This window comes from Caballeronia grimmiae (assembly GCF_022879615.1).
GTDB lineage: Bacteria > Pseudomonadota > Gammaproteobacteria > Burkholderiales > Burkholderiaceae > Caballeronia > Caballeronia grimmiae.
In genome coordinates this window covers 469,824-488,060 of the sequence record NZ_CP084274.1, presented here as the reverse complement: position 1 = coordinate 488,060, position 18,237 = coordinate 469,824, and the positions used below count along the sequence as shown (strand labels likewise).

The 18,237-nt window shown below is 64.5% G+C and carries 16 protein-coding genes; 4 read left to right on the top strand and 12 right to left on the bottom strand.

Annotation, left to right across the window (positions count from 1 at the left end; all coding sequences use genetic code 11):
• Nucleotides 1-6: 6 nt before the first annotated feature.
• Genes bcsQ through bcsB form a run of 6 tightly spaced genes read right to left on the bottom strand, consistent with a single transcriptional unit; the run spans nucleotide 7 to nucleotide 9,918 of the window.
• On the bottom strand, nucleotides 7-771 hold the full coding sequence (gene bcsQ / locus LDZ21_RS25580) for a cellulose biosynthesis protein BcsQ (protein WP_244796912.1): 765 nt from the start codon (nucleotides 769-771) through the stop codon (nucleotides 7-9).
• Nucleotides 768-959, bottom strand: a complete 192-nt coding sequence (locus LDZ21_RS25575) for a hypothetical protein (RefSeq protein ID WP_244796911.1) — start codon at nucleotides 957-959, stop codon at nucleotides 768-770. Before LDZ21_RS25575 ends, bcsQ begins: the two co-directional genes overlap by 4 nt.
• Nucleotides 956-2,731 (bottom strand): BcsE family c-di-GMP-binding protein, encoded by a 1,776-nt coding sequence (locus LDZ21_RS25570; protein ID WP_244796910.1) that lies wholly within the window; start codon nucleotides 2,729-2,731, stop codon nucleotides 956-958. The genes LDZ21_RS25575 and LDZ21_RS25570 overlap by 4 nt, the downstream gene beginning before the upstream one ends.
• 30 nt (nucleotides 2,732-2,761) lie before the next feature.
• The gene (locus LDZ21_RS25565) at nucleotides 2,762-6,577 is read right to left on the bottom strand and encodes a cellulose synthase subunit BcsC-related outer membrane protein (RefSeq protein ID WP_244796909.1); all 3,816 of its coding nucleotides are present in this window, start codon (nucleotides 6,575-6,577) and stop codon (nucleotides 2,762-2,764) included.
• Nucleotides 6,562-7,746, bottom strand: a complete 1,185-nt coding sequence (gene bcsZ, locus LDZ21_RS25560; protein WP_244796908.1) for a cellulose synthase complex periplasmic endoglucanase BcsZ — start codon at nucleotides 7,744-7,746, stop codon at nucleotides 6,562-6,564. Before bcsZ ends, LDZ21_RS25565 begins: the two co-directional genes overlap by 16 nt.
• Before the next feature lie 3 nt (nucleotides 7,747-7,749).
• Complete coding sequence (gene bcsB, locus LDZ21_RS25555; RefSeq protein WP_244796907.1) at nucleotides 7,750-9,918, bottom strand: cellulose biosynthesis cyclic di-GMP-binding regulatory protein BcsB; 2,169 nt, start codon at nucleotides 9,916-9,918, stop codon at nucleotides 7,750-7,752.
• A 995-nt stretch (nucleotides 9,919-10,913) separates the two neighbouring features.
• On the opposite strand from bcsB, the gene LDZ21_RS25550 reads away from it, so the two are divergent.
• Nucleotides 10,914-11,780, top strand: a complete 867-nt coding sequence (locus tag LDZ21_RS25550; protein ID WP_035969056.1) for an ATP-grasp fold amidoligase family protein — start codon at nucleotides 10,914-10,916, stop codon at nucleotides 11,778-11,780.
• On the opposite strand, the gene LDZ21_RS25545 is transcribed toward LDZ21_RS25550, so the two are convergent.
• Nucleotides 11,707-12,162 carry an SLATT domain-containing protein gene (locus tag LDZ21_RS25545; RefSeq protein WP_309775112.1) on the bottom strand — a complete coding sequence of 152 codons (456 nt, stop codon included), beginning with the start codon at nucleotides 12,160-12,162 and terminating at the stop codon, nucleotides 11,707-11,709. The two genes, LDZ21_RS25550 and LDZ21_RS25545, sit on opposite strands and share 74 nt — an antisense overlap.
• 262 nt (nucleotides 12,163-12,424) lie before the next feature.
• Here LDZ21_RS25545 and LDZ21_RS25540 point away from each other — a divergent pair, with 262 nt between their 5' ends.
• Nucleotides 12,425-12,649 carry a hypothetical protein gene (locus LDZ21_RS25540; protein WP_244796905.1) on the top strand — a complete coding sequence of 75 codons (225 nt, stop codon included), beginning with the start codon at nucleotides 12,425-12,427 and terminating at the stop codon, nucleotides 12,647-12,649.
• A gap of 57 nt (nucleotides 12,650-12,706) precedes the next feature.
• Complete coding sequence (locus LDZ21_RS25535; RefSeq protein WP_244796904.1) at nucleotides 12,707-13,387, top strand: dihydrofolate reductase family protein; 681 nt, start codon at nucleotides 12,707-12,709, stop codon at nucleotides 13,385-13,387.
• A gap of 42 nt (nucleotides 13,388-13,429) precedes the next feature.
• Here LDZ21_RS25535 and LDZ21_RS25530 read toward each other — a convergent pair whose 3' ends face one another.
• From LDZ21_RS25530 to LDZ21_RS25510, 5 genes are all read right to left on the bottom strand, one after another.
• Entirely contained in the window at nucleotides 13,430-14,224 is a 795-nt protein-coding gene (locus LDZ21_RS25530; protein ID WP_244796903.1) for a transporter substrate-binding domain-containing protein, read from the bottom strand.
• 43 nt (nucleotides 14,225-14,267) lie between these two features.
• Nucleotides 14,268-14,996, bottom strand: coding sequence for an amino acid ABC transporter ATP-binding protein (locus LDZ21_RS25525; RefSeq protein ID WP_244796902.1), 729 nt, complete (start codon nucleotides 14,994-14,996; stop codon nucleotides 14,268-14,270).
• On the bottom strand, nucleotides 14,980-15,633 hold the full coding sequence (locus LDZ21_RS25520; protein ID WP_035969045.1) for an amino acid ABC transporter permease: 654 nt from the start codon (nucleotides 15,631-15,633) through the stop codon (nucleotides 14,980-14,982). Before LDZ21_RS25520 ends, LDZ21_RS25525 begins: the two co-directional genes overlap by 17 nt.
• The gene (locus LDZ21_RS25515) at nucleotides 15,630-16,376 is read right to left on the bottom strand and encodes an amino acid ABC transporter permease (RefSeq protein ID WP_035969043.1); all 747 of its coding nucleotides are present in this window, start codon (nucleotides 16,374-16,376) and stop codon (nucleotides 15,630-15,632) included. The genes LDZ21_RS25520 and LDZ21_RS25515 overlap by 4 nt, the downstream gene beginning before the upstream one ends.
• A gap of 121 nt (nucleotides 16,377-16,497) precedes the next feature.
• Nucleotides 16,498-17,346, bottom strand: a complete 849-nt coding sequence (locus LDZ21_RS25510; RefSeq protein ID WP_244796901.1) for an NAD-dependent epimerase/dehydratase family protein — start codon at nucleotides 17,344-17,346, stop codon at nucleotides 16,498-16,500.
• 136 nt (nucleotides 17,347-17,482) lie between these two features.
• On the opposite strand from LDZ21_RS25510, the gene LDZ21_RS25505 reads away from it, so the two are divergent.
• Entirely contained in the window at nucleotides 17,483-18,235 is a 753-nt protein-coding gene (locus LDZ21_RS25505) for a FadR/GntR family transcriptional regulator (RefSeq protein ID WP_244796900.1), read from the top strand.
• Nucleotides 18,236-18,237: the final 2 nt, after the last annotated feature.

Below are 18,237 nucleotides of genomic sequence, written 5' to 3'. Positions count from 1 at the left end.
GGCGCATCAACCCGTTTCGGCGTGCGCGGACAGCCAGCCGTCGAGCCAGCGGGCGAGGCCGTGCAGGTCGTGGGAAATCTGAGCATGCGGCGCGGCGTCGAAGACCCACGCGCCGCGTGCGAACGCATCGGGCAGCGCCGCATCGCGATGCAGCCGCTGCGGCAGGATCACCCCGTCGCCGACGCGCGCCCGCAGCAAGGCCAGCGCATCGCGATGCATCTCGTGCGTCGGATGCAACTGATTGACGACGATGAAAAACGCTGCGCCGCCCCGCCGCATCGGTCCGATCGACGCCGCCAGCGACACGCATCCCGCCGGCTCCGGCGTCGTCACGCACAGCACGAGATCGGCGGCGCGCATCGCCTGTTCGGCCTGCTGCGACGGATAACGCGCGGCGTCGATCAGCACGGCGGCATCCGGCCGCTGGTCGATGTCGCCGAGCGCGCCCGCGAGCCAGCCCGGAAACGCGGCGAACGCGGCTTCGCTCGCACCGATCTGCTCCGCGTCGAGCGCGCCGTAGGGCACGAACATCACGCCGTCGTCGTTGCGGAATGACTCCGCGTGCCAGTCGGTGCTGCTGTCGAGCAACGCATGGACGAGTCCGCGCGGCGCAAGCGTTTCGAGGCCCAGATACGCCCCGAGGATATTCTGCGCGTCCAGCTCGATCGCGAAAACCTGACGCGCCCGCCGCGCGAGCAGCACCGCGAGCGCACTGCAAATCGTGGTGCGCCCCGCCCCGCCCGCCGTCGATACCACTGCGATCACGGTCATCGCGGGTTCCCGTCTGGCTGGCTGCTTGCGCCGCCCTCGGCGCGCACGAGCCGCGTCTCGCTGACGACGCGCTCGAGCCGCGGTTCAGGCAGCGCGTCCCGGCGCGCCCGCCGTCGATGACCGATGAGACAGAGCGGTATCGCAATGGCGACGCCCGCGCCGACGCAGGCCAGCAGCATCCCCATCATGCGTCCACCTCTCGCCGGATCGGCAGCGCGCAACGCTCCGCATGCCGTGATCGGCCCGGCTCACGCTCCGGCGCCGCCGCGCCAGCGACAGCGACAGGCGCCCAATCCAGCACGCGCGACGACGCACCGCCGCCCAATGGCGCACGCGGCATCGATGCGGGCGCGACCGGCAGCACGTCGCTATAGTCGGGCGCGTGGGCATGGCGGGCGCGGTCGCGCATCGCCTCGATCTGCCGCGCAATGGCGCTGCCCGCGTACAGCTTGCGTTCCGCGAAGAAGCTGGCGGCAGACGTACCGAGCATCTGCGCGAGACGTTCTTGCGCGTCGGGCGGCTCGCACCCGAAGAGAAACAGATAGACCCGCGTGGCGTCGACGGTTGCGAGCCGCCCCGGTTGCCGCGACAGCGTGGCGCACAGCGCATCGAGATGCGACACATCGGGGCCGAGCGTCAACTCGACGAGCACATGCGGCAGCGCGAGCAGCGCACTGCGTTGCAGCACCGCCGCGACGCGATCGCAGAAGCGCGCGAGCGGCGCATAACCGCCGACCGGGTCCGGCTGAGCGGCGGCGAGCGCGGCGGCGGGATCTTCGACGGTCGCGCCGGTGTGAATATGCCCCTGCAGCGCGCGCAGCGTGCAAAGCAATCGCGAAATGGACAGGTCACGGCTGGCGAGCACCGCGTCCGCGCCCACGCGCAGCAGCAGCAGTTCGTGATTCAGCGCGATGGCGTCGCTGCTTTGCGCGACGGCGATTTTGAGGGCGCCGCCGCATTGCTTGCGCAGCGCGTGGATCATCGAGCACAACTCTCCAAGCGATGACTGCGCGTCGAGCGTGAAGAACACCGATGCGGCCCGCGCCTCGGCACACGCGGAAAACACCGACGCGTTGTCCGCGTGCAGTTCCCAGTCGCCCGGAAACCATGCTTCGGTGTTGGCGAGCGCACGCGGCATGACTACGCGATGCTCATCGTCGGTGAAGGGCTTCGACGGAATGCGTCCATGCGACGGCGACTCCGGCTCCGCGACGAGCGCATCCGCCGCGTTGAGCCGCAGCGCGCAGGTCTCGTTGGCGACGAGCGTCTGCCCGGTGCGCCAGAAGTCGACGTGCCAGCGCAATTCGCCCGCCATCTCGCCCATTCGCGCGACGCCCGCGAAACGCACGTGAAGCGTCTCGGAACTAGCGTAGGCGCGCGCCGGCGGCTCGGCGCGGAACACGAGGAGCATCGAGACGCGGCGCTTCGCGCACCAGCGCGCGAGGAACTCGCCCTCACGGCTGAGCGCGGCCGGATCGTCCCAACTGAACCAGCGCTCCGCGCCCTCGATGATCGACAGCGAATGCGAGCGCAAGCCGCGCTTGCACAGCGCGCGCAAGGCTGCGCGAAGCGGCGTGTCCATATCGTCCGGAGGCATAGCCAGCACGGTCAGATGACGCGGCCAGCCCGGCGCGCGTTCGTCGGCGGACAAGCCGCGCGCGCGCAGTTGCGCTGCGATCTCGCCGCTCGCAAGCGCGCGCACGACCGTCACGTGCTCGGCCCCGGCCTTGCGCGCCGTGTTCCAGATGAGCGCATCGCAGGCGCGGGCGCCGGGCGTCGTGTAGATGCCGTGCACCGCGCCGCGTGCGAGCGTCGACCACCTGTCCGGCAAGCCGTCGATGCCCAGACGTTCAGTGTGCCCCGCGTGCGGCAGGCGTTGCACCGAGGCGCGTAAGCCGGCGAGCCATCCCGTCGGCCTCGTGGTCGTCCGGCTATAACTGGCGCAGGTCGCGTCGTTCATGATTTTTTTCCCTCGTTGTATGATTTTTCGTTAGTAGCTCGAATAAAGACGGACGGGCCGCGTCTGCATGCTGGTGTCGCGTTTGCGGGCATCGAAGTCGTATCGCACGTAGACCATGCCCGCGCTCGGCATGTAATCGTGCGAATGTTCGATCGAGAGCCGCACGCCCGCAACGAGCTTCGGATTGAAGCGATACTCCAGCACGCCTCGAAACGCATACGAAAAGCCGCCGCCCGAGCCGCCCTTGAACACGTTGTTGCCGCCGCCCTGGACATTCGCCGACGCGGGCAGGCCGATCGGGAAATACGGCGAATCGCGCTCGTAAGTCCACGACATGCCGACGACCGCCTCCACGTCCCACGTGAACGCGTTGCGCCGTCCGGTCCATTCGACCGGCACGCCGAGCGCGAGATAGCGCTGCGGGCTGTAATAGCCGCCTTGTCCGTAGGTATAGAAGCGCAGGTTGTTCGTGTAGTGCCACGCATTGCCGACGAGACCCGTCGATACGCGCATGTCCGGGCGCTCGTAGACCGGCACTTCGAAGCCGGCGCGCGCCGTCACTTCCTGATTGGTCTTGACGTTGTGCCCGGTCAGCACGCCGCCGCCGATGCTCGCGAACACGTTGATCTTGCCGATATCGACGGAGCCGCGCACGTCGATGCCATCGCGCCGCACGCCGCCCCACACGACGCCCGTCACCGGATCGCGCGCCCCCGCGTACGACAGCTCGCTGCTGGTTTCCGGCCGCCGCGATGCGCTGACGGTGACGCTCGCCTTGTCGGTCTCGAAGCGATACCGCAGGCCCGCGACGACGTACTGCACCGGGAAGCCGAGCGGCGTCGTGCCGAGATCGAAGCGCCACGCGTCCGACTGGTAGCCTGCCCCGATCGCGACGCCGAACGCGCGCTGATGCACCGACGCGACGAGCGGCGTGCCGGCTGCACGCGCGGCGAAGGTGCCGAACGTGTTGCGCGTATAGCTGTCGATGTCGGGATTCTGAAGCGTGCCCGCGTCGAGATGCACGGTGTCGACGTGCGCGAACAGATGGCCCGCGTAGCCGATCGGCACCTGTCCGTACACCGGCACCTGCTGCGCGTGGTAATTGGAAATGCCAGCATCGCCCGATTTGTAGGCGAACAACAGGCCCGCTTCCACGTCCGGCTCGCGGCGCGCTTCGAGCTGATCGAGGGCGCGCTGCGCGGGCGACGTGCCACGATCGGCGGCAAGCCCGGTCGCCGTTTCCTGCGCGATCGCCGTCTTGTAGAGCGATGCCGCTTCGTCGAAGTGATACGCGCGCTGCGCAAGCCGCCCGGCCTGCACCGTCACATCGGGCCGCTGCGGATATTCCTGCCGCAAGCCCGCCGTGACCGCCCGCGCCTCGTCCGTCTCCTTGAGCGATGCCAGCCGGCGCACCGCGCCGAGCCGCGTGTCGACGTCATCGGGCGGCACTTGCGACAGCACGCGGCGCGTCACCGTCAACGCCTCCGCGCGCTCGCCGCTGTCTTCGAGCACGCGGGCGAGCGCGAGTTGCGCTTCGGCATCGTCGGGGGCCTTCGCGAGCACCGGTTCGAGCTGCTCGCGCGCCACCGCGAAATTGCCCTGCCTGCGCTCGACATCCGCGAGTTCCAGCGTGTAGCGCCGGTCCGCCCGGCCCGCCGGACTCACCGACGCGAGCACCTTGCGCGCGCGTTCGAAGTCGTCGTTCTCCAGTGCTTCGTCGGTCTGTCGCAGCGCGAGCCGCAGCGCCTGATCTTCCAGACGCGCGAGCTGCCGCTTATTCAGTCCGCCGCGCTCGCGCAACGCATAGAGCCACGCCTGCAACTCGCGGTCGCGGTGCGAACTGCTCAGGAGATCGCCGTAGCGCAGGCGGATGTCGGCATCGGCGGCGTTCGGGTGTGCGTCGATCCAGTCGCGCAGCAGCACCACGCCCCGGTCAGGCTCGCCCTGATCGATATACGCCGCGCCGACCGACGCGAGCAGATACGGATCGTCGCCCGCCTTGTCGCGTGCTTCCTTCAGCGCGGCGGCGGCGCGTTCGCGTTCTCCGTGCGATGCCGCCTCGCGCGACGTTTCCAGCGCCTCGTGCACGTCTAGCTTGCGGACCAGTTCGCGCATGCCGTCGGTGCGCTCGCTTTCCGGCAGCGGCGCGATCAGCGCCTTCGCGCTGCGGACGTCGTCGAGCGAGTTGTCGTAGAGCGCGGCGGCATAGCGCATCGAGGGCGCCTGACTCGCCGCGAGCCCGTCCTCCATCACGCGGCGGCCCAGGTCCGGCGAACCCAGATCGCGATACAGCCGCGCCAGCGCGAAGCGCGTCCACGCGGCGTCGGGATTGAGCCTGAGCGCGGCTTCGTAGTGATCGGCGGCGGGACCGTCCCGGCCATCGGCGTGGAATCGCTCGGCCTGCTTGACGAGCAGCTCCGCGCGCATCTGCGCGATCTCCCGCTTCTCCTTCGGCGACGTGACGCGGCGCTGCAGCGAATCGAACAGGCTATCCAGCTCGGCGGTGCGGCCGGTCCGCTCGTACACGACGCGCAGCGGCGCGACCGCGTCGAGATTCGGCTTGCGCGCGGCCAGCAGACCGCGCAGGATCGGCTCCGCGTCGGTCCATCGCTGCTGGGCGACGAGCGCGTTCGCGAGCAGGAGGCGCGCATCGTCGTTCTTCGGCTGGATGCGCAGGCCCGCGCGGGCGGCGCGTTCGGCATCGGCGGGACGGCCATTCGCCAGCGCCTCGCGGCTTTTGGCGAGCGCGCCCCAGAGTTCGGTCGTGCGCGCGAGGCCGACCCATTTGCTGCGATTGTCCGGCGCATGTTCCGCCGCCCGCATGAAGAGCGCGTGCGCGGCGTCCTGATCGCCGGTGCGAAGGCGCAGCAATCCGAGTCCGCCGACGGCGTCGGGATCGTCCGGACGGGCCGCCGCCGCACGCACGAGCAACGGCTCCGCGCGCGCCAGATCGCCCTGGGCAAGCGCCGCGAGGCCATGCTGACGCGCGATATACGCCGGATCGCGTTCGGCGCGCTGCTGGGCGCCGACAGCCGTTTCGAGCCCGGCAAGGCGCTCGCGCATCTGATCGTCGTCGGGGACCATCTCGACATACGCGCGCAACGACGGCAAAAACACCGGCTCGTCCGATCCCGCCTTCAGCACGCGCCGCCAGACATCGAGCGATACCTCGCGGCTCACGTCGTCGCGTCCGACGAGCCCATGCGCGATGCGTTCGGCTTCCGGGCGCGTCGCGCGTTCGTTGAGCAGGACGGACAGCACGAGCGCGGCGTCGACGTCGTTCGGGTTCGCGGCCAGCGCGCGGCGCAGCGCGGCAACCGCCTGCGGACGGCCGGCATCGGTCGAGCCGAGAATCTTGTTGTACTCCGCGCCGAGCGGCCCGCACGGCGCGCCGTTCGGAAAGAACGCCTTCAGCCGGCGCAGGGCTTCGTCCGCGCGGCCACTGCGCGCCAGCAGGCGGATACCCGCCATCTCCTGACGGCCCGTGGTCGCAACCCGATATTCTTCTTCGATGCAGCGCGTCTCCACGGCATCAGGAGAACGTTTGCGCAAGCCGTCGAGAATGGCCTTCGCCGGGTCCGGCTGACCGAGCCGCAATAGAATGCGGATCTGTTCGGCAAGCAGCATCGGATCGTCCGGGGCGATCAGCAGCGCCTTCTGAAGCTGCGACAGCGCAAGATCGTCGCGATGCTTCGCCGCCCACATCCGCGACATGTCGTAGAAGCGGCCGGCATCCTCGGGCAATGCGTCCGGCGGCGATGCGCCCGACGCTCGCCCCGCGCCCGGAGCGAGGAGCAACGCCGCAACAGCGCCGCCGCAGGCGCCCTGTTTCACCGTGGCGTGCATGTGGCGCTCCATGCGGGACGCAGCGTGCCATCGGCGGCGAAGCGATAGCGCCCCTCGTACCAGCCGATGCCGAACAGCGTCAGCACGCTCGTGTAGTAGCCCGGTGCGCTCTCCGCGTTCAGCCGGGCGACGCGGGCGGCCTGTCCCGCCGCCAGCGCGCGCTGCCCGAGCGACACGAGGAACGGCACCGCCGACGCCGAGAAGCCCGCGTTGCCGTCGTTGGCCGCTGCCGCGCCGGTTGCGGCATCGATCTTTTCGGGCGGCGCGCCGCGCGCCGCGATGAAGTCGGCGAACGGCACGAAATGGCGGCGCAGCCCGTCAGCGCGGGGGTCGTCCGCATCGAGCGTTCCGGCCCACAGATAGACGCGAATTGCGTTGTAGGAGCCGGTCGTGTCGTCGGTGGCGGTTGCGTCACGGTCGAATGCATGGCCCGCGCGATACGTCGCCCAGTCGGGCGCGAGGCCGCGCGGCGCGGAATCCCGCAGCATGACGGCGCTGCCATCGACCAGCTGCTGCCAGCGGCGCTCGGCCGGAAAACGCGTCGCCAGTGCGCGCAGCACTTGCAACGGCGCATAACTCGGATTGACGATCCACGTATCGTCGGTCGGACGAAATCCCGTCGTGCCCGGCAACAGGAACCGCCCCACGCCCGCGACGGGAAACGTCTCGTCTTCCAGCACCCGCGCCGCGAGTCGTGCGCCGCGTAGCGAGTAGGTGCGCTCGCCCCACAGCGCGCCGGCTTCGAGCAGCGCGTAGGCGATCCACAAATCCGCGTCCGAAGCGGGGTTCGAATCGAGCACGGTCCACGAGCCGTCGTTCGCGCGTCCCCACAGCCACGCCGGGAGATGGCCGGTCAGGTCGCCATCCGCAAGATTGTTCTCGGTCCAGTGCATGACCCTGTCGAAGGCGGCGCGGTCCCCGGCGACCAGCGCGAAGAAGAGCGCGTAGGACTGCCCTTCCGACACGGTGCGCCGGTCGGCTTCGCTGGCGTCGATCACGCGGCCATCGTCGGACAGGAAATCGCGCTTGAACTGCTCCCACGCGGGCCATGGGCCGCAGCCTTCGGCCGCTTCGACGCGCGCGGCGGGCGCGAAGACGAGCGCAAGAATAAGCCCGGCCACGCCGATGAGCAGCCAGAAACTAAGAGGGGATGTGGGGCGGCGGTTCATCGCTCAGAATTCCTGTCGACGCTGCGCGAGACGCTGCAGGAAGTTGAACGCGCCGACCGCGAGCAGCAGGCCCGCCAGCACGCCGAGGATGCCGAGCAGCACCGGATGACGCGACGCGAAGCCTAGCACCCGGTCTCGCCAGGGCACATGCCCCACCGCATAGCGTTCGCCGATGCGCGCGCTCTCGACGCTGTCGCGCTGGATCACGGCGACATCGTCGCGGATGAGGCCGACGAGCTGCGGGTCATCGAACGCATCGAGCAGTTCGCGGGCGCGGGTCGCGTCGCTCGCCACCAGCGCGACGACCGAGCGCCCCTTCGCCGCCGGCGACTGGAAGCCATACACCGCCGACAGCGCCGCGTCGACGTTGAGGCGCAGCGCGCCGGCTCCCGCTTGCTGCGCCTTCGAGAAGCCGACGCGCTTCACATCGGCGGCGCGCGTATCGACGGCGAGCGGAATCGACTCGCTCCATGCGCTGACGAGCGGCGCGGCCGGCGATCCGCCGATCATCAGCACGTCCTTGTCTGCAAAACGCGCGGTTTCCGACGGACGCGCGACCTGCACGCGTAACGCGGGATAGCCGGTCCATTTGCCGATACGGCCCAGCATCGTGAGCATGGTTTCGAGTTCGTGAGGCGCGGGGTGCACGGGCACGACGACGACCGTCTGCGACAGGTCGGCCATGCGCGAGAACGGGAAACCGCTGTTGGCGAAGTACGCGAGATTCGGCATCGATGCGTAGTGCACGAAGCGGCTGAAGTCGATGGTCGATTCGGGATCGATGGACGCGCGCGCCGGATTGCCGGTCGCGCCGGCGCACAGCGTGCTCTTTTCGGAATCGAGATTGAAGCGGAAATCTAGCTGGTTATCGCCGACGAGCTGATAGGCCGGCACTTCCAGTTCAGCCGTCGAGCCGCGCGCACCGGACGACTTCACACCGGCTGTGTCGCCGTTCGGCGTCAGGCGATACGACTTGATTAACTGCTTGTTCATCTCGATCGACAACGCGGAGTTGTTCTGCACGCTCGGCGCGGTGTAGCGATAGCGCACGTCGAGTGGCGCGCCGACTTCGTTCCACGACGTGAGGTCGACCGGCACGCGCAATTCCAGGCTGATGGTTTCGAGCGCGCCGCCTAGCGATTGCAATTGTTCAGGACGCTTGACTATTTCAGCGAAACGAACGGGCCGGTCGACGGGCGTCCAGCGCGGCGCGTCATAGGGCTTGCGCTCGGGTTCGGGATCGCGGCGGCCAATGTTCGCAACCGGCCCCGAAAGGCCCGGCGTGCGCAGCACCAGTGCATAGGCGGCGCTGTCGACATCCTGTGCATTCGCCCCTGTGACGATCAGCAGCTTGTGGCCGGGCGCGGCGGGGTTGTCGGCGATGACGAGCGCCGGTCCGCTGACGCCGACGGGACGAACGTTCGGCGGCAAGTCCTCGAGACGGCCGACGAGCACGGCGTGATCGTCCTTCGGCAAGTCGGGCGTGACGGGGAAGCGGGCCTTGCGGTAATCCGCGAGCGATCCAAACCACGATGCGATCACCGATGCGGTGCGCAGCGTGGCATCGCTTGCATTCGACGGCAGCACGAACGTCAGCCGCAACGGGTTGACGTCGTGTTCGTCGAAGAACGGCGCGGGCAAAAGCGCGAGTTCGTTGGGCAACGTGATCGGGACTTCGTCGAGCACGATCTCGCTGTTCGAACTGATATCGGCCCACAAACCAGTATTGCCCGGGTCTTCACAGTGCTCCATCGAATAGTGCGCGATCAGCTTCAGCTGCAACGCGCTGTAATCGGTCATCAGACGCGGATCGATCTCGATGTCCTGCGTCACCGTCCGCCCCGCGCTTTCAGGCGCGAACCGCAGCGTCGCGACGACCTGGTCGTTCATCGACACCTTCAGATGCGACATCGGGAACAGCAATGCTGGCGAATACGAATAAACAAGCCGCAGACGCGCAGCCTTGACGATGCGATCGCGCCTCACGCCCACGTTCACCGTGCGTACGTCTTCCAGTCCGCGAAGACTTAGCGTGCGGTATGCGCCCAGCGCAGAGAAAGGAATGTGGACTTTGCCGTCGCTCGCGTCCCCGGTCCCCGTGAGCGATGCCTGCGTAGCGTTCGGTGCAGCGAGAGCGGGAGGTGTCAGAACGGTTGCCAGCCACGCGATCATCGCGACGACGAACGGGAAGCCGAATCTTTCCGTTATCCAGACTAACGGCCGAACTCTCGGTTTAGAGCGCACGTTCGGACGCCCGCCCGCCCCGCCCCCCTTCGGTTCTGTTTGAATCGTTAGCATCACTAATTCCGACCTCGTTTTTGCGGGCCTGTCTTCAAAGCTCTCAGTCTTTCTTACCGCTTGGCCCGTGCAATCTGGAGTTCGTTGGCGTGGGCGTCCCGGAAACAACTCTATAAACACAGGATAAGCGGCAATGTGCGGTTCCGCACGCAGGCTTACGAATTCTCATTTCGTTTCACACGTTTGTCAAAAAGGCGTGGAAAAGCTGTGAGGCGTTTTACGTAAATCGGCATTAACGATGTGTCGTCCTAAGTGGAGTGATTCGACTCCATTTAACCCGGCATTGAATGCTCCAGGCAACTACTACCTCGCCGGTGAATCGCTAGAAGCAATCGTTGAGGATTGGAAAACGACGGATGGTAGCGCGGTGATTAGTGTCTGGTTTCTCTGCGAATTTAGTAAGGCCCTTTACGCGAGACCGCAAGATGCTCGCTTCTGTCCAGATGTCACCGCCGCCATTTTCGCGCCATTGATCGCTGTCCTTGACATCACCGCTTTTACCTATTCACCTGTATCACTCGCCAATTGAACGGAAGCCGTTAAACGGTAAATCGGTCGCATTTAGCGGACTTCATGACCGGTTTTACGAACGCAAAGATTTTGGCAAAGCCTCGTTACTATTGCTTGCATCGTTTGCGTGGGGTTCGGGCTACGATCTCCATTCCGGTATTAATGCGTTGGCTAATTCCGTACGCACGACCGTTCTGTTAGCGCAAGGTCAGGCGAATAACCCGATGTCTGTGCGATACCCCGCACGGCGCAAGCGGATGCATTTTCAGGTGGTCAAACCGTTGCCTAATTTACAAACGTAAGTATCATTTGTTCGATCACTGACACAACGACACACCGCGTCCTATCCGGGAGAAAGAATGTCGCTTTCCAAAAGGTTGGTCGACGGCGCCAAGGACTGGCTGCCCGATAGCGTTTTCTTGCGCATCGCTCATTTGCACAAGGTCGGCCGTTTTCCTAATATCAAAGCGCCGAAGACCTTCAACGAGAAGATTCTCTACCGCTGCCTGTATCCGGACCCGAGGTTCGTCGATCTGACGGACAAGCTGACCGTGCGCGATTATGTCCGCAGCAAGATTGGCGATGAGCACTTGCCGAAGCTCTACGCCGCGCCGGACAAGTTCACGCGCGATGTCTTCGACGCCCTTCCCGATCGCTTCGTGATGAAGGCGAATCACGGAAGCGGCTTCGTCAAGCTGGTCCGCAACAAATCGGAGACGACCTTCGAAGAATTGCATGCGCTGGCGCAGCAGTGGCTGGCAACGGACTTCTATCGCGTGGCGCGCGAACGCCATTACCGCACTATCAGCCCGCGCATTTTCTTCGAGGAGCTGCTGCTCGAGCAGACCGGCATCGTGCCCGCGGACATCAAGATGCATTGCTTCTTCCGCGCCGGCGAGAGCAAGCCGACGGTCTTCACCGCGCTCATTTCGGACCGCTTCGGCGAACATCCGCGCGGCGACATGTACGACGGCGACTGGAACCGGCTCGACATCGCCATTGGCCATTACGCGCGCAGCGACGTGCCGCTGCCTCGCCCGGACAACTTCGACAAGCTGCTGTCGATTGCGACCGCGCTTGCCGAAGGCTTCGAATACGTGCGAGTCGATCTGTATGCGCCCGGCGACAAGATCTACTTCGGCGAATTGACGTTCACGCCGGGGGCGGGCGTGTTTCCGATGCGTCCCGATGCCGTCGACTATGAATGGGGCCGGTTGATGAGCTGACGCGCGGCGGGCAGCGCATGACGCGTCGCGGTACATGCGGCGCCGCTTGCGCGATGCGATCGAGTTCATCGCGCACCGCCGTCATGTCGCACATGTCCTGGCCGTTCGTGCTGCGCACGAGCATCGCTTCGAGTCGTCGCCGGACAGCGCCATAGCGAGCGCCGGCTCTTCGATGCAGATCAGCGCGCTCGCTAAAGCGCAAGAAGGTCTGCAACGAAGCGAGAACGGCCGCGCCCATGCTCGTCATCCCGACGATGATTCTCAACTCGGGTGACACGGCAGTCGTCACCAGCGATAGAAACGACGACGTACCCGTTAGCGCGGTCATTCCGATCACTGCAAGCCCGAGGTGTCTCCCGTATGCCGATAGCCGGTCCGCCATTGCATAGTGGCGGATTTGCGCATCGCGCGCGCGTCTTATCCATTGAAGCAGTAACGATCGAGTATCGTCCGGCGGATGACATTTGAGGCAGTCTTTAGCTTGCTCCGTGCTCGTCGCAAAGTCAGTCATGTTTGAAGCACTTTATGGTTAATGACTGACACTGTGCATGGCGACAGAGACATCTATCGTCTTTTACGTGCTTCGCGTGTGATGGGCCTGACGCTTGCTGTATCGGCCAGTAGTTCCATTTCATGGAGGGCCTATGTCAACACATGCAGGCAGGTCGCAGGAAGATCGCATCGCGGCGCGCGAAGGCGAGAAGCTACCGTCGCAAGAGCAGGCAGGCGGCGATATGGCGGTCGAAGGCACAGAGGCGGGCAAGAATTCGAGCAGCGGCAAACTCTCCGAGGCCGGCAAGGACGTCTGGCGTCAGGGAAGCACCATCGACGAGGAAGGGCCGCTGCCGCCGGATCAGAAGCCAGCCTGAGTCCGATATAGGCACAGGCTTTGCGCCAGCGTTGCACTCGACAACGCTGGAGTAGCCATGCATATCGTTTGCCACATGATGTCGTCGGTCGATGGCCGCAGCCTGACCGATGGCTGGCATCTCAGCTTCGCCTCCCCTTGCTATGAAGAAGCCGCTGCCACGTTCAAGGCCGACGCGTGGGCGTGCGGCCGCGCGACGATGCAGGAAATCTCACACGGCAAGGACCGGGACTATCCGCGCGGCCTGGCTAAAGAGCCGATTCCACGCACGGACCACTTCGCTACGCGCGACGCCAGTCAATATGCCATTTCCATCGATCCGAAGGGACGTGTCGCATGGAAAAGCAGCACCGCACTCGATTCCCATATCGTCGAAGTGCTTGCTGAAACGGTGGAGGACGACTATCTCGCCTACTTGCAATCCATTGGCGCGTCGTATGTGTTCGGCGGGAAAGAAGATCTCGATCTCGAACGCGTCGTTGATACGCTGGAGCGCGAACTGGCAATCGAAAAGCTGATCGTCGAAGGAGGCGGCCACGTATCGGGCGCTTTTGTCAATGCGGGATTGGCCGACGAGGTCAGCGTCCTGCTGATTCCACTCGTCGACGGACGCGAAGCGCATCCGTCGTCGTTCGAAGTCGCAATGAACAAGTGGCAAAAGCCGGCATATCTGAAACTGGAGTCAGTGCAGACACTCGACAATGACGTCGTCTGGCTGCGCTATACGCGCAAGGCCTGATGGCCTGACGAAGCGGCGGATATCCGCCGCCTCCAGAACGACTTAGCTCTTGCGCACGGCATCCGGCAAGTCACGGCCGTGGTACTTCTTGTAGATCGTATTGAGATTGCCGTTCTGCATGTTCGTGTGGACCCAGTTGTTCACCCACTCTTTCAGACGCGGCTGGTCCTTGTTCATCGCAATGCCAAGATCGAAATTCTTTTGCTCGAATTTCATTTCGATGTGGCGTTGCGGCGCGCGGCGCTGCATTTCCTGCAGGTTCGACGGCGTGCTCGAGAAGACGTCGATCTGGCCCGTCACCATCGACGTGATGAGCGTCGCGTCGTCTTCATAGCGCTGAATCTGCGCGCCCTTGGCGAGTTGCGTCGTCAGCGTGTCGTTGACGGTTGCACGCGTGAGGCCGATGGTCTTGCCATCGAGATCGGCATAGTCCCTGACCTTCGCGCTATTGATGCCGCCCACGATGATCGTGATGACCGCGTACGGCGTCGAGAAATCGACTACCTTCGCACGCTCCGACGTAATGGAAAGGTCGGCGATGACGAGGTCCGCGCGCTTCGCCTGCAACGTCGGCACGCGCGCGGCGTTGGTGATCTGCACGAGTTCCAGCTTCACCCCGAGGTCTTTCGCAAGCGCCGCAGCGGTATCGACATCGGAGCCGGCCGGCTTGAGGTTCTCGTCGGCATAGCTGAAAAGCGGCGTGCCCATCGCGATGGCCACGCGAACCACGCCCGCTTTCTTGATGTCGTCGAGTTGTTCGGCCATCGCGCCATGCATCGCGCCCGCGAACATGAACGTTGCCAAAGCAGCGCGTGCAATGAATTTACTGGCTTTCAAGTGGTGTCTCCGTCGTTATGAATGTGCAAGAAGTTGAAGCCGATTAAAGACCGTTATCGAGGAACGCTCGCAGTTCGGGTGTGCGCGGGGCGTCGAGCATCCCGCCATCGCCCACTTCCCAGACCTTGCCGTGATGCATGTAGATGATGCGATCCGCCACGCGCTTGGCGAAGGCCATTTCATGCGTGACGAGCAGCATCGTCATGCCGTCAGCCGCGAGGTCCTCCATCACGCGCAGCACTTCGCCCGTGAGTTGCGGGTCGAGTGCGGAGGTCACTTCGTCGAACAGCATGACTTTGGGCGACATGGCAAGCGAACGCGCAATCGCCACGCGCTGCTGCTGTCCGCCCGATAATTGTTCGGGATACGCATCGGCCTTTGGCCCGAGTCCCACTTGCTCCAGCACGTTCATAGCGATGCGCCGCGCTTCGTCGCGCGGCATTTTTTTGACGTGCCGAAGCGCGAGCATGATGTTCTCTTCGACCGTCAGGTGCGGGAACAGGTTATAGCTTTGAAATACGATGCCGACTTCGCGTCTCAAGTGATGCAAATCGACCTTGGGATCATCGACGCGAATGCCGCACACTTCGATTTGCCCCTGATCCACGGTCTCGAGCCGGTCGATGCAACGCAACGCCGTGCTCTTGCCGGAGCCGCTCGCGCCGATCACAGCAATCATCTCGCCCTTGTTGACCTCGAAGGAAACGCCCTTGAGCACGTGATTGGAGCCGAAGCTCTTGTGAATATCGTCGACCTTAACGATTGCTGACATTGAGCTTGTTCTCCATCGATTGGCTCCAGCGCGAGAGCGGATAGCACAGCAGGAAATAGAACACGCCGACCAGTCCGAAGATGAGGAATGGCTGGAAAATCGAGTTGTTGATGATCTGGCCCGCACGCGTCAATTCGATGAAGCCGATCACCGAAGCAAGCGACGTCATCTTGATGAGCTGCACGAGAAAGCCGACTGTCGGCGGCAAGGCGAGGCGCATGGCCTGCGGAATGATCACGAGCCGCAGGCTTTGCCAGCGCGAAAGCGACAGGCACTCAGCGGCTTCCCATTGCGGCTTTGGCATCGCTTCGATACAGCCGCGCCAGATATCGCCGAGATAAGCGCTCGAATAGACCATCAACGCCATGCCTGCCGCGACGAGGGCGGGCACTTGATAGCCATAGACCGACAGCCCGAAGTACACGATGAACAGCAGAATCAGCAACGGGATGCCCTGAATCGCTTCGATGAACACGAGCGCCGCCCGCGCGAGCCACCGGCGCGGCGAGATGCGCGCGAGCATCACGGCGAAGCCGCCTATTCCGCCGAGCACGAAGGCAAGCGCGGACAACACCAGCGTCCAGCCGATGGATTGCACCAGATAGACGAGATGAGAGTATGTGAATCCGCCGCTCATGCCGCGCCTCCGGGAATGACCGTATCGATGCGTTGCTGGTCCGGCGGCGTCTTGCCCGCACGTTTGGCCGCAAGGCGGATCGCGCGGCGGCGCTTGAACACATGCTCGCCGATGGCCCACGCAATGAGTTTGATCAGCAAAGACAGCGCGAGATAGAGCGCAGCCACCACGATGTAAGTTTCCAGCGAGCGGAACGTATCGGACTGCACTGTGTTGGCGACCGCCGTGAGCTCTTCAGCCGATATCTGCGAGGCAATCGCGGAGGCTTGCATCATCAGCAAGAACTGGCTGGTGAGTGCTGGATACACCTTTTCGATCGACGGCTGCAGCATCACATGCCAGCCGATACGCCACTTCGGCAGCCCAAGACATTCGGCGGCTTCGATCTGTCCGCGCGGCACCGATTCGAGACCGGCGCGAATAATCTCGGCTGCGTAAGCGCCGATGTTGATGGTCATCGCGAGCGCGGCAGCCGCAAAGGTCGGCATGCGCAAGCCGATGCTCGCGAGCCCGAAGTACAGCAGGAAGATTTGCACGAGAAACGGCGTGTTGCGCACGGCCTCAACATAGACGATGCAAAGGCGCGACACGACGGGTACTTTCGCGCGTTTGGCGAAGGCCACGGCCATGCCGAGTATCAGGCCGAAGAACACGGCCACGCACGTCATCTTGAGCGTGAGCCAAGCACCCAGAAGGAACGTCGGCCAGTACGGCAGCAATGGAGAGAAGTCGAGAGAAAACATGACAGCGATGTCCTTTGACGGGGCGCAGACTTCGGTTCGGCCAGCTATGCCAAACGAGCGTAGTTGACGTATGACGACTGACTACGCTCGATGGCATTCAGCATGTTGCATGCGGCATGCATTAAACCGGCGGCAGCGGATCGAACGGCCCGATCGTCGTGAATGCGCCGCCCTGGAAGACGGCGACCGGGTCGTCGGCGGCGGGAGGCGGCGTCGCTTCCACCTTGGCGCGGAACTGCTCGGACGAGTCTCGCGGCGTGAATCCCAGATGCGCGGCCTCGCGGTTGTCCCACCAGGTGTACGCGTTCGCGGACATACCGAACACGATCGTGTGTCCCACGTCCGGCGTGAACAGCGAGCGCCGCAGGAGGTCGCGGAAGTCGTCGTAGCTCATCCACGTCGCCATCATGCGGCGGTCCTTCGGCTCCGGAAACACCGAGCCGATGCGAATGCTCACGGTCTCGATGCCGTAGCGGTCGAAGTACAACTGGGCCATGTCTTCGCCGAACGACTTCGACAGTCCGTAGTAGCCATCGGGCCGCTTGCGCGCGCTGGCATCGATCCGTTCGTCCTGCCGATAGAACCCGGTGACGTGATTCGAGCTTGCGAACACGATGCGCTTCACGCCATGCCGGCGCGCCGCTTCGTAGAGATGGAAGACGCCCTTGATGTTCGCTTCCAGAATTTCCTCGAAGGGCCGCTCCACCGATACGCCCCCTAGATGAACGATCGCGTCGCAACCGGCGACGAGTGCGTCCACTGCCTGGCGGTCTGCGAGATCGCAGGGCACGATTTCCTCGTGCGGCACGACGTCGTTCGAGATCGCGCCGGGCAAATCCGAGATTCGAATGCTTCGTGCGAACTCGGCCACGCGATGCCGGATTGCCGTGCCGATGCCGCCCGCTGCGCCCGTCAGCAGCAAGCGTGTGAAGCCGTCGCCTTGCCCCGGCGCGTCTGTTTGGTATGCCATGCGAATTTTGTCTCCTGCATTCACGACTAGGGATTACCCTGCGCGCGTTTCTTGTACGTTGTCATATCACAACATGCCGCATATCATCACTTACCGGACGATTTGTCAACGCTTGTCAAAACCACACAGGAGCGCCGTGACGCCACCGCCCGATTCGTTTGTCTTAGCCAATGCAGCAACATCACACGCGCCCGGTGCGCGGCGCAGTCTGACGACACAACTCGTCGATGCGCTGCGCGCGCAGATCGAATCGCATGCGCTATCGGCGGGTAGCAGGATCGCGACGGAAGCCGAGATGGTGCAACGCTACGGCGTGAGCCGGACTGTCGTGCGCGAAGCCTTGTCGCGGTTGCAGGCAGCGGGGCTCGTGGAGACGCGGCATGGCATCGGCACGTTCGTGTGTGACGCGGCGGCATCACCGCTTTTGCAACTCGATCCCGCCGATGTCGCCGGCTCGATGGATGCGCTCGCGATCCTCGAATTGCGCATCAGTCTTGAGACCGAATCCGCGGGCCTTGCGGCCATGCGCAGCGATGCCGCGAGGCTCATGAAGATGCGCGCCGCGCTCGACGATTTTGCGGCCAGCGTGGACAGCGCGGCAGACACGGTCTCACCGGACTTTCGCTTCCATCTCGAGATCGCGCACGCGACGGGCAATCGCTATTTCGTCGAAATCATGGAGCATCTCGGCTTGCGCATGTTCCCGCGCACGCGGCTGACGGCCACGGCGATTCCGGACAACGAGTACGCCGATTATCTGCTGCGGGTGAATCGCGAGCACGAGCAGATCGCGGACGCGATCGAGCGCAACGACGCCGATTCGGCCCGCACCGCGATGCGTCTGCATCTCATCAACAGCAGGGAGCGACTGCGACGCGCGCAGAGCTGACG

Coding starts and splice junctions, on each gene's coding strand:
- bcsB (WP_244796907.1), bottom strand. CDS start 9,918: ATGATCGCGTGGCTGGCAACCGTTCTGACACCTCCCGCTCTCGCTGCA.
- LDZ21_RS25545 (WP_309775112.1), bottom strand. CDS start 12,162: ATGGCGGACCGGCTATCGGCATACGGGAGACACCTCGGGCTTGCAGTG.
- bcsZ (WP_244796908.1), bottom strand. CDS start 7,746: ATGAACCGCCGCCCCACATCCCCTCTTAGTTTCTGGCTGCTCATCGGC.
- LDZ21_RS25525 (WP_244796902.1), bottom strand. CDS start 14,996: ATGTCAGCAATCGTTAAGGTCGACGATATTCACAAGAGCTTCGGCTCC.
- LDZ21_RS25565 (WP_244796909.1), bottom strand. CDS start 6,577: ATGCACGCCACGGTGAAACAGGGCGCCTGCGGCGGCGCTGTTGCGGCG.
- LDZ21_RS25510 (WP_244796901.1), bottom strand. CDS start 17,346: ATGGCATACCAAACAGACGCGCCGGGGCAAGGCGACGGCTTCACACGC.
- LDZ21_RS25520 (WP_035969045.1), bottom strand. CDS start 15,633: ATGAGCGGCGGATTCACATACTCTCATCTCGTCTATCTGGTGCAATCC.
- LDZ21_RS25515 (WP_035969043.1), bottom strand. CDS start 16,376: ATGTTTTCTCTCGACTTCTCTCCATTGCTGCCGTACTGGCCGACGTTC.
- LDZ21_RS25540 (WP_244796905.1), top strand. CDS start 12,425: ATGTCAACACATGCAGGCAGGTCGCAGGAAGATCGCATCGCGGCGCGC.
- LDZ21_RS25575 (WP_244796911.1), bottom strand. CDS start 959: ATGATGGGGATGCTGCTGGCCTGCGTCGGCGCGGGCGTCGCCATTGCG.
- LDZ21_RS25535 (WP_244796904.1), top strand. CDS start 12,707: ATGCATATCGTTTGCCACATGATGTCGTCGGTCGATGGCCGCAGCCTG.
- LDZ21_RS25550 (WP_035969056.1), top strand. CDS start 10,914: ATGTCGCTTTCCAAAAGGTTGGTCGACGGCGCCAAGGACTGGCTGCCC.
- LDZ21_RS25570 (WP_244796910.1), bottom strand. CDS start 2,731: ATGAACGACGCGACCTGCGCCAGTTATAGCCGGACGACCACGAGGCCG.
- bcsQ (WP_244796912.1), bottom strand. CDS start 771: ATGACCGTGATCGCAGTGGTATCGACGGCGGGCGGGGCGGGGCGCACC.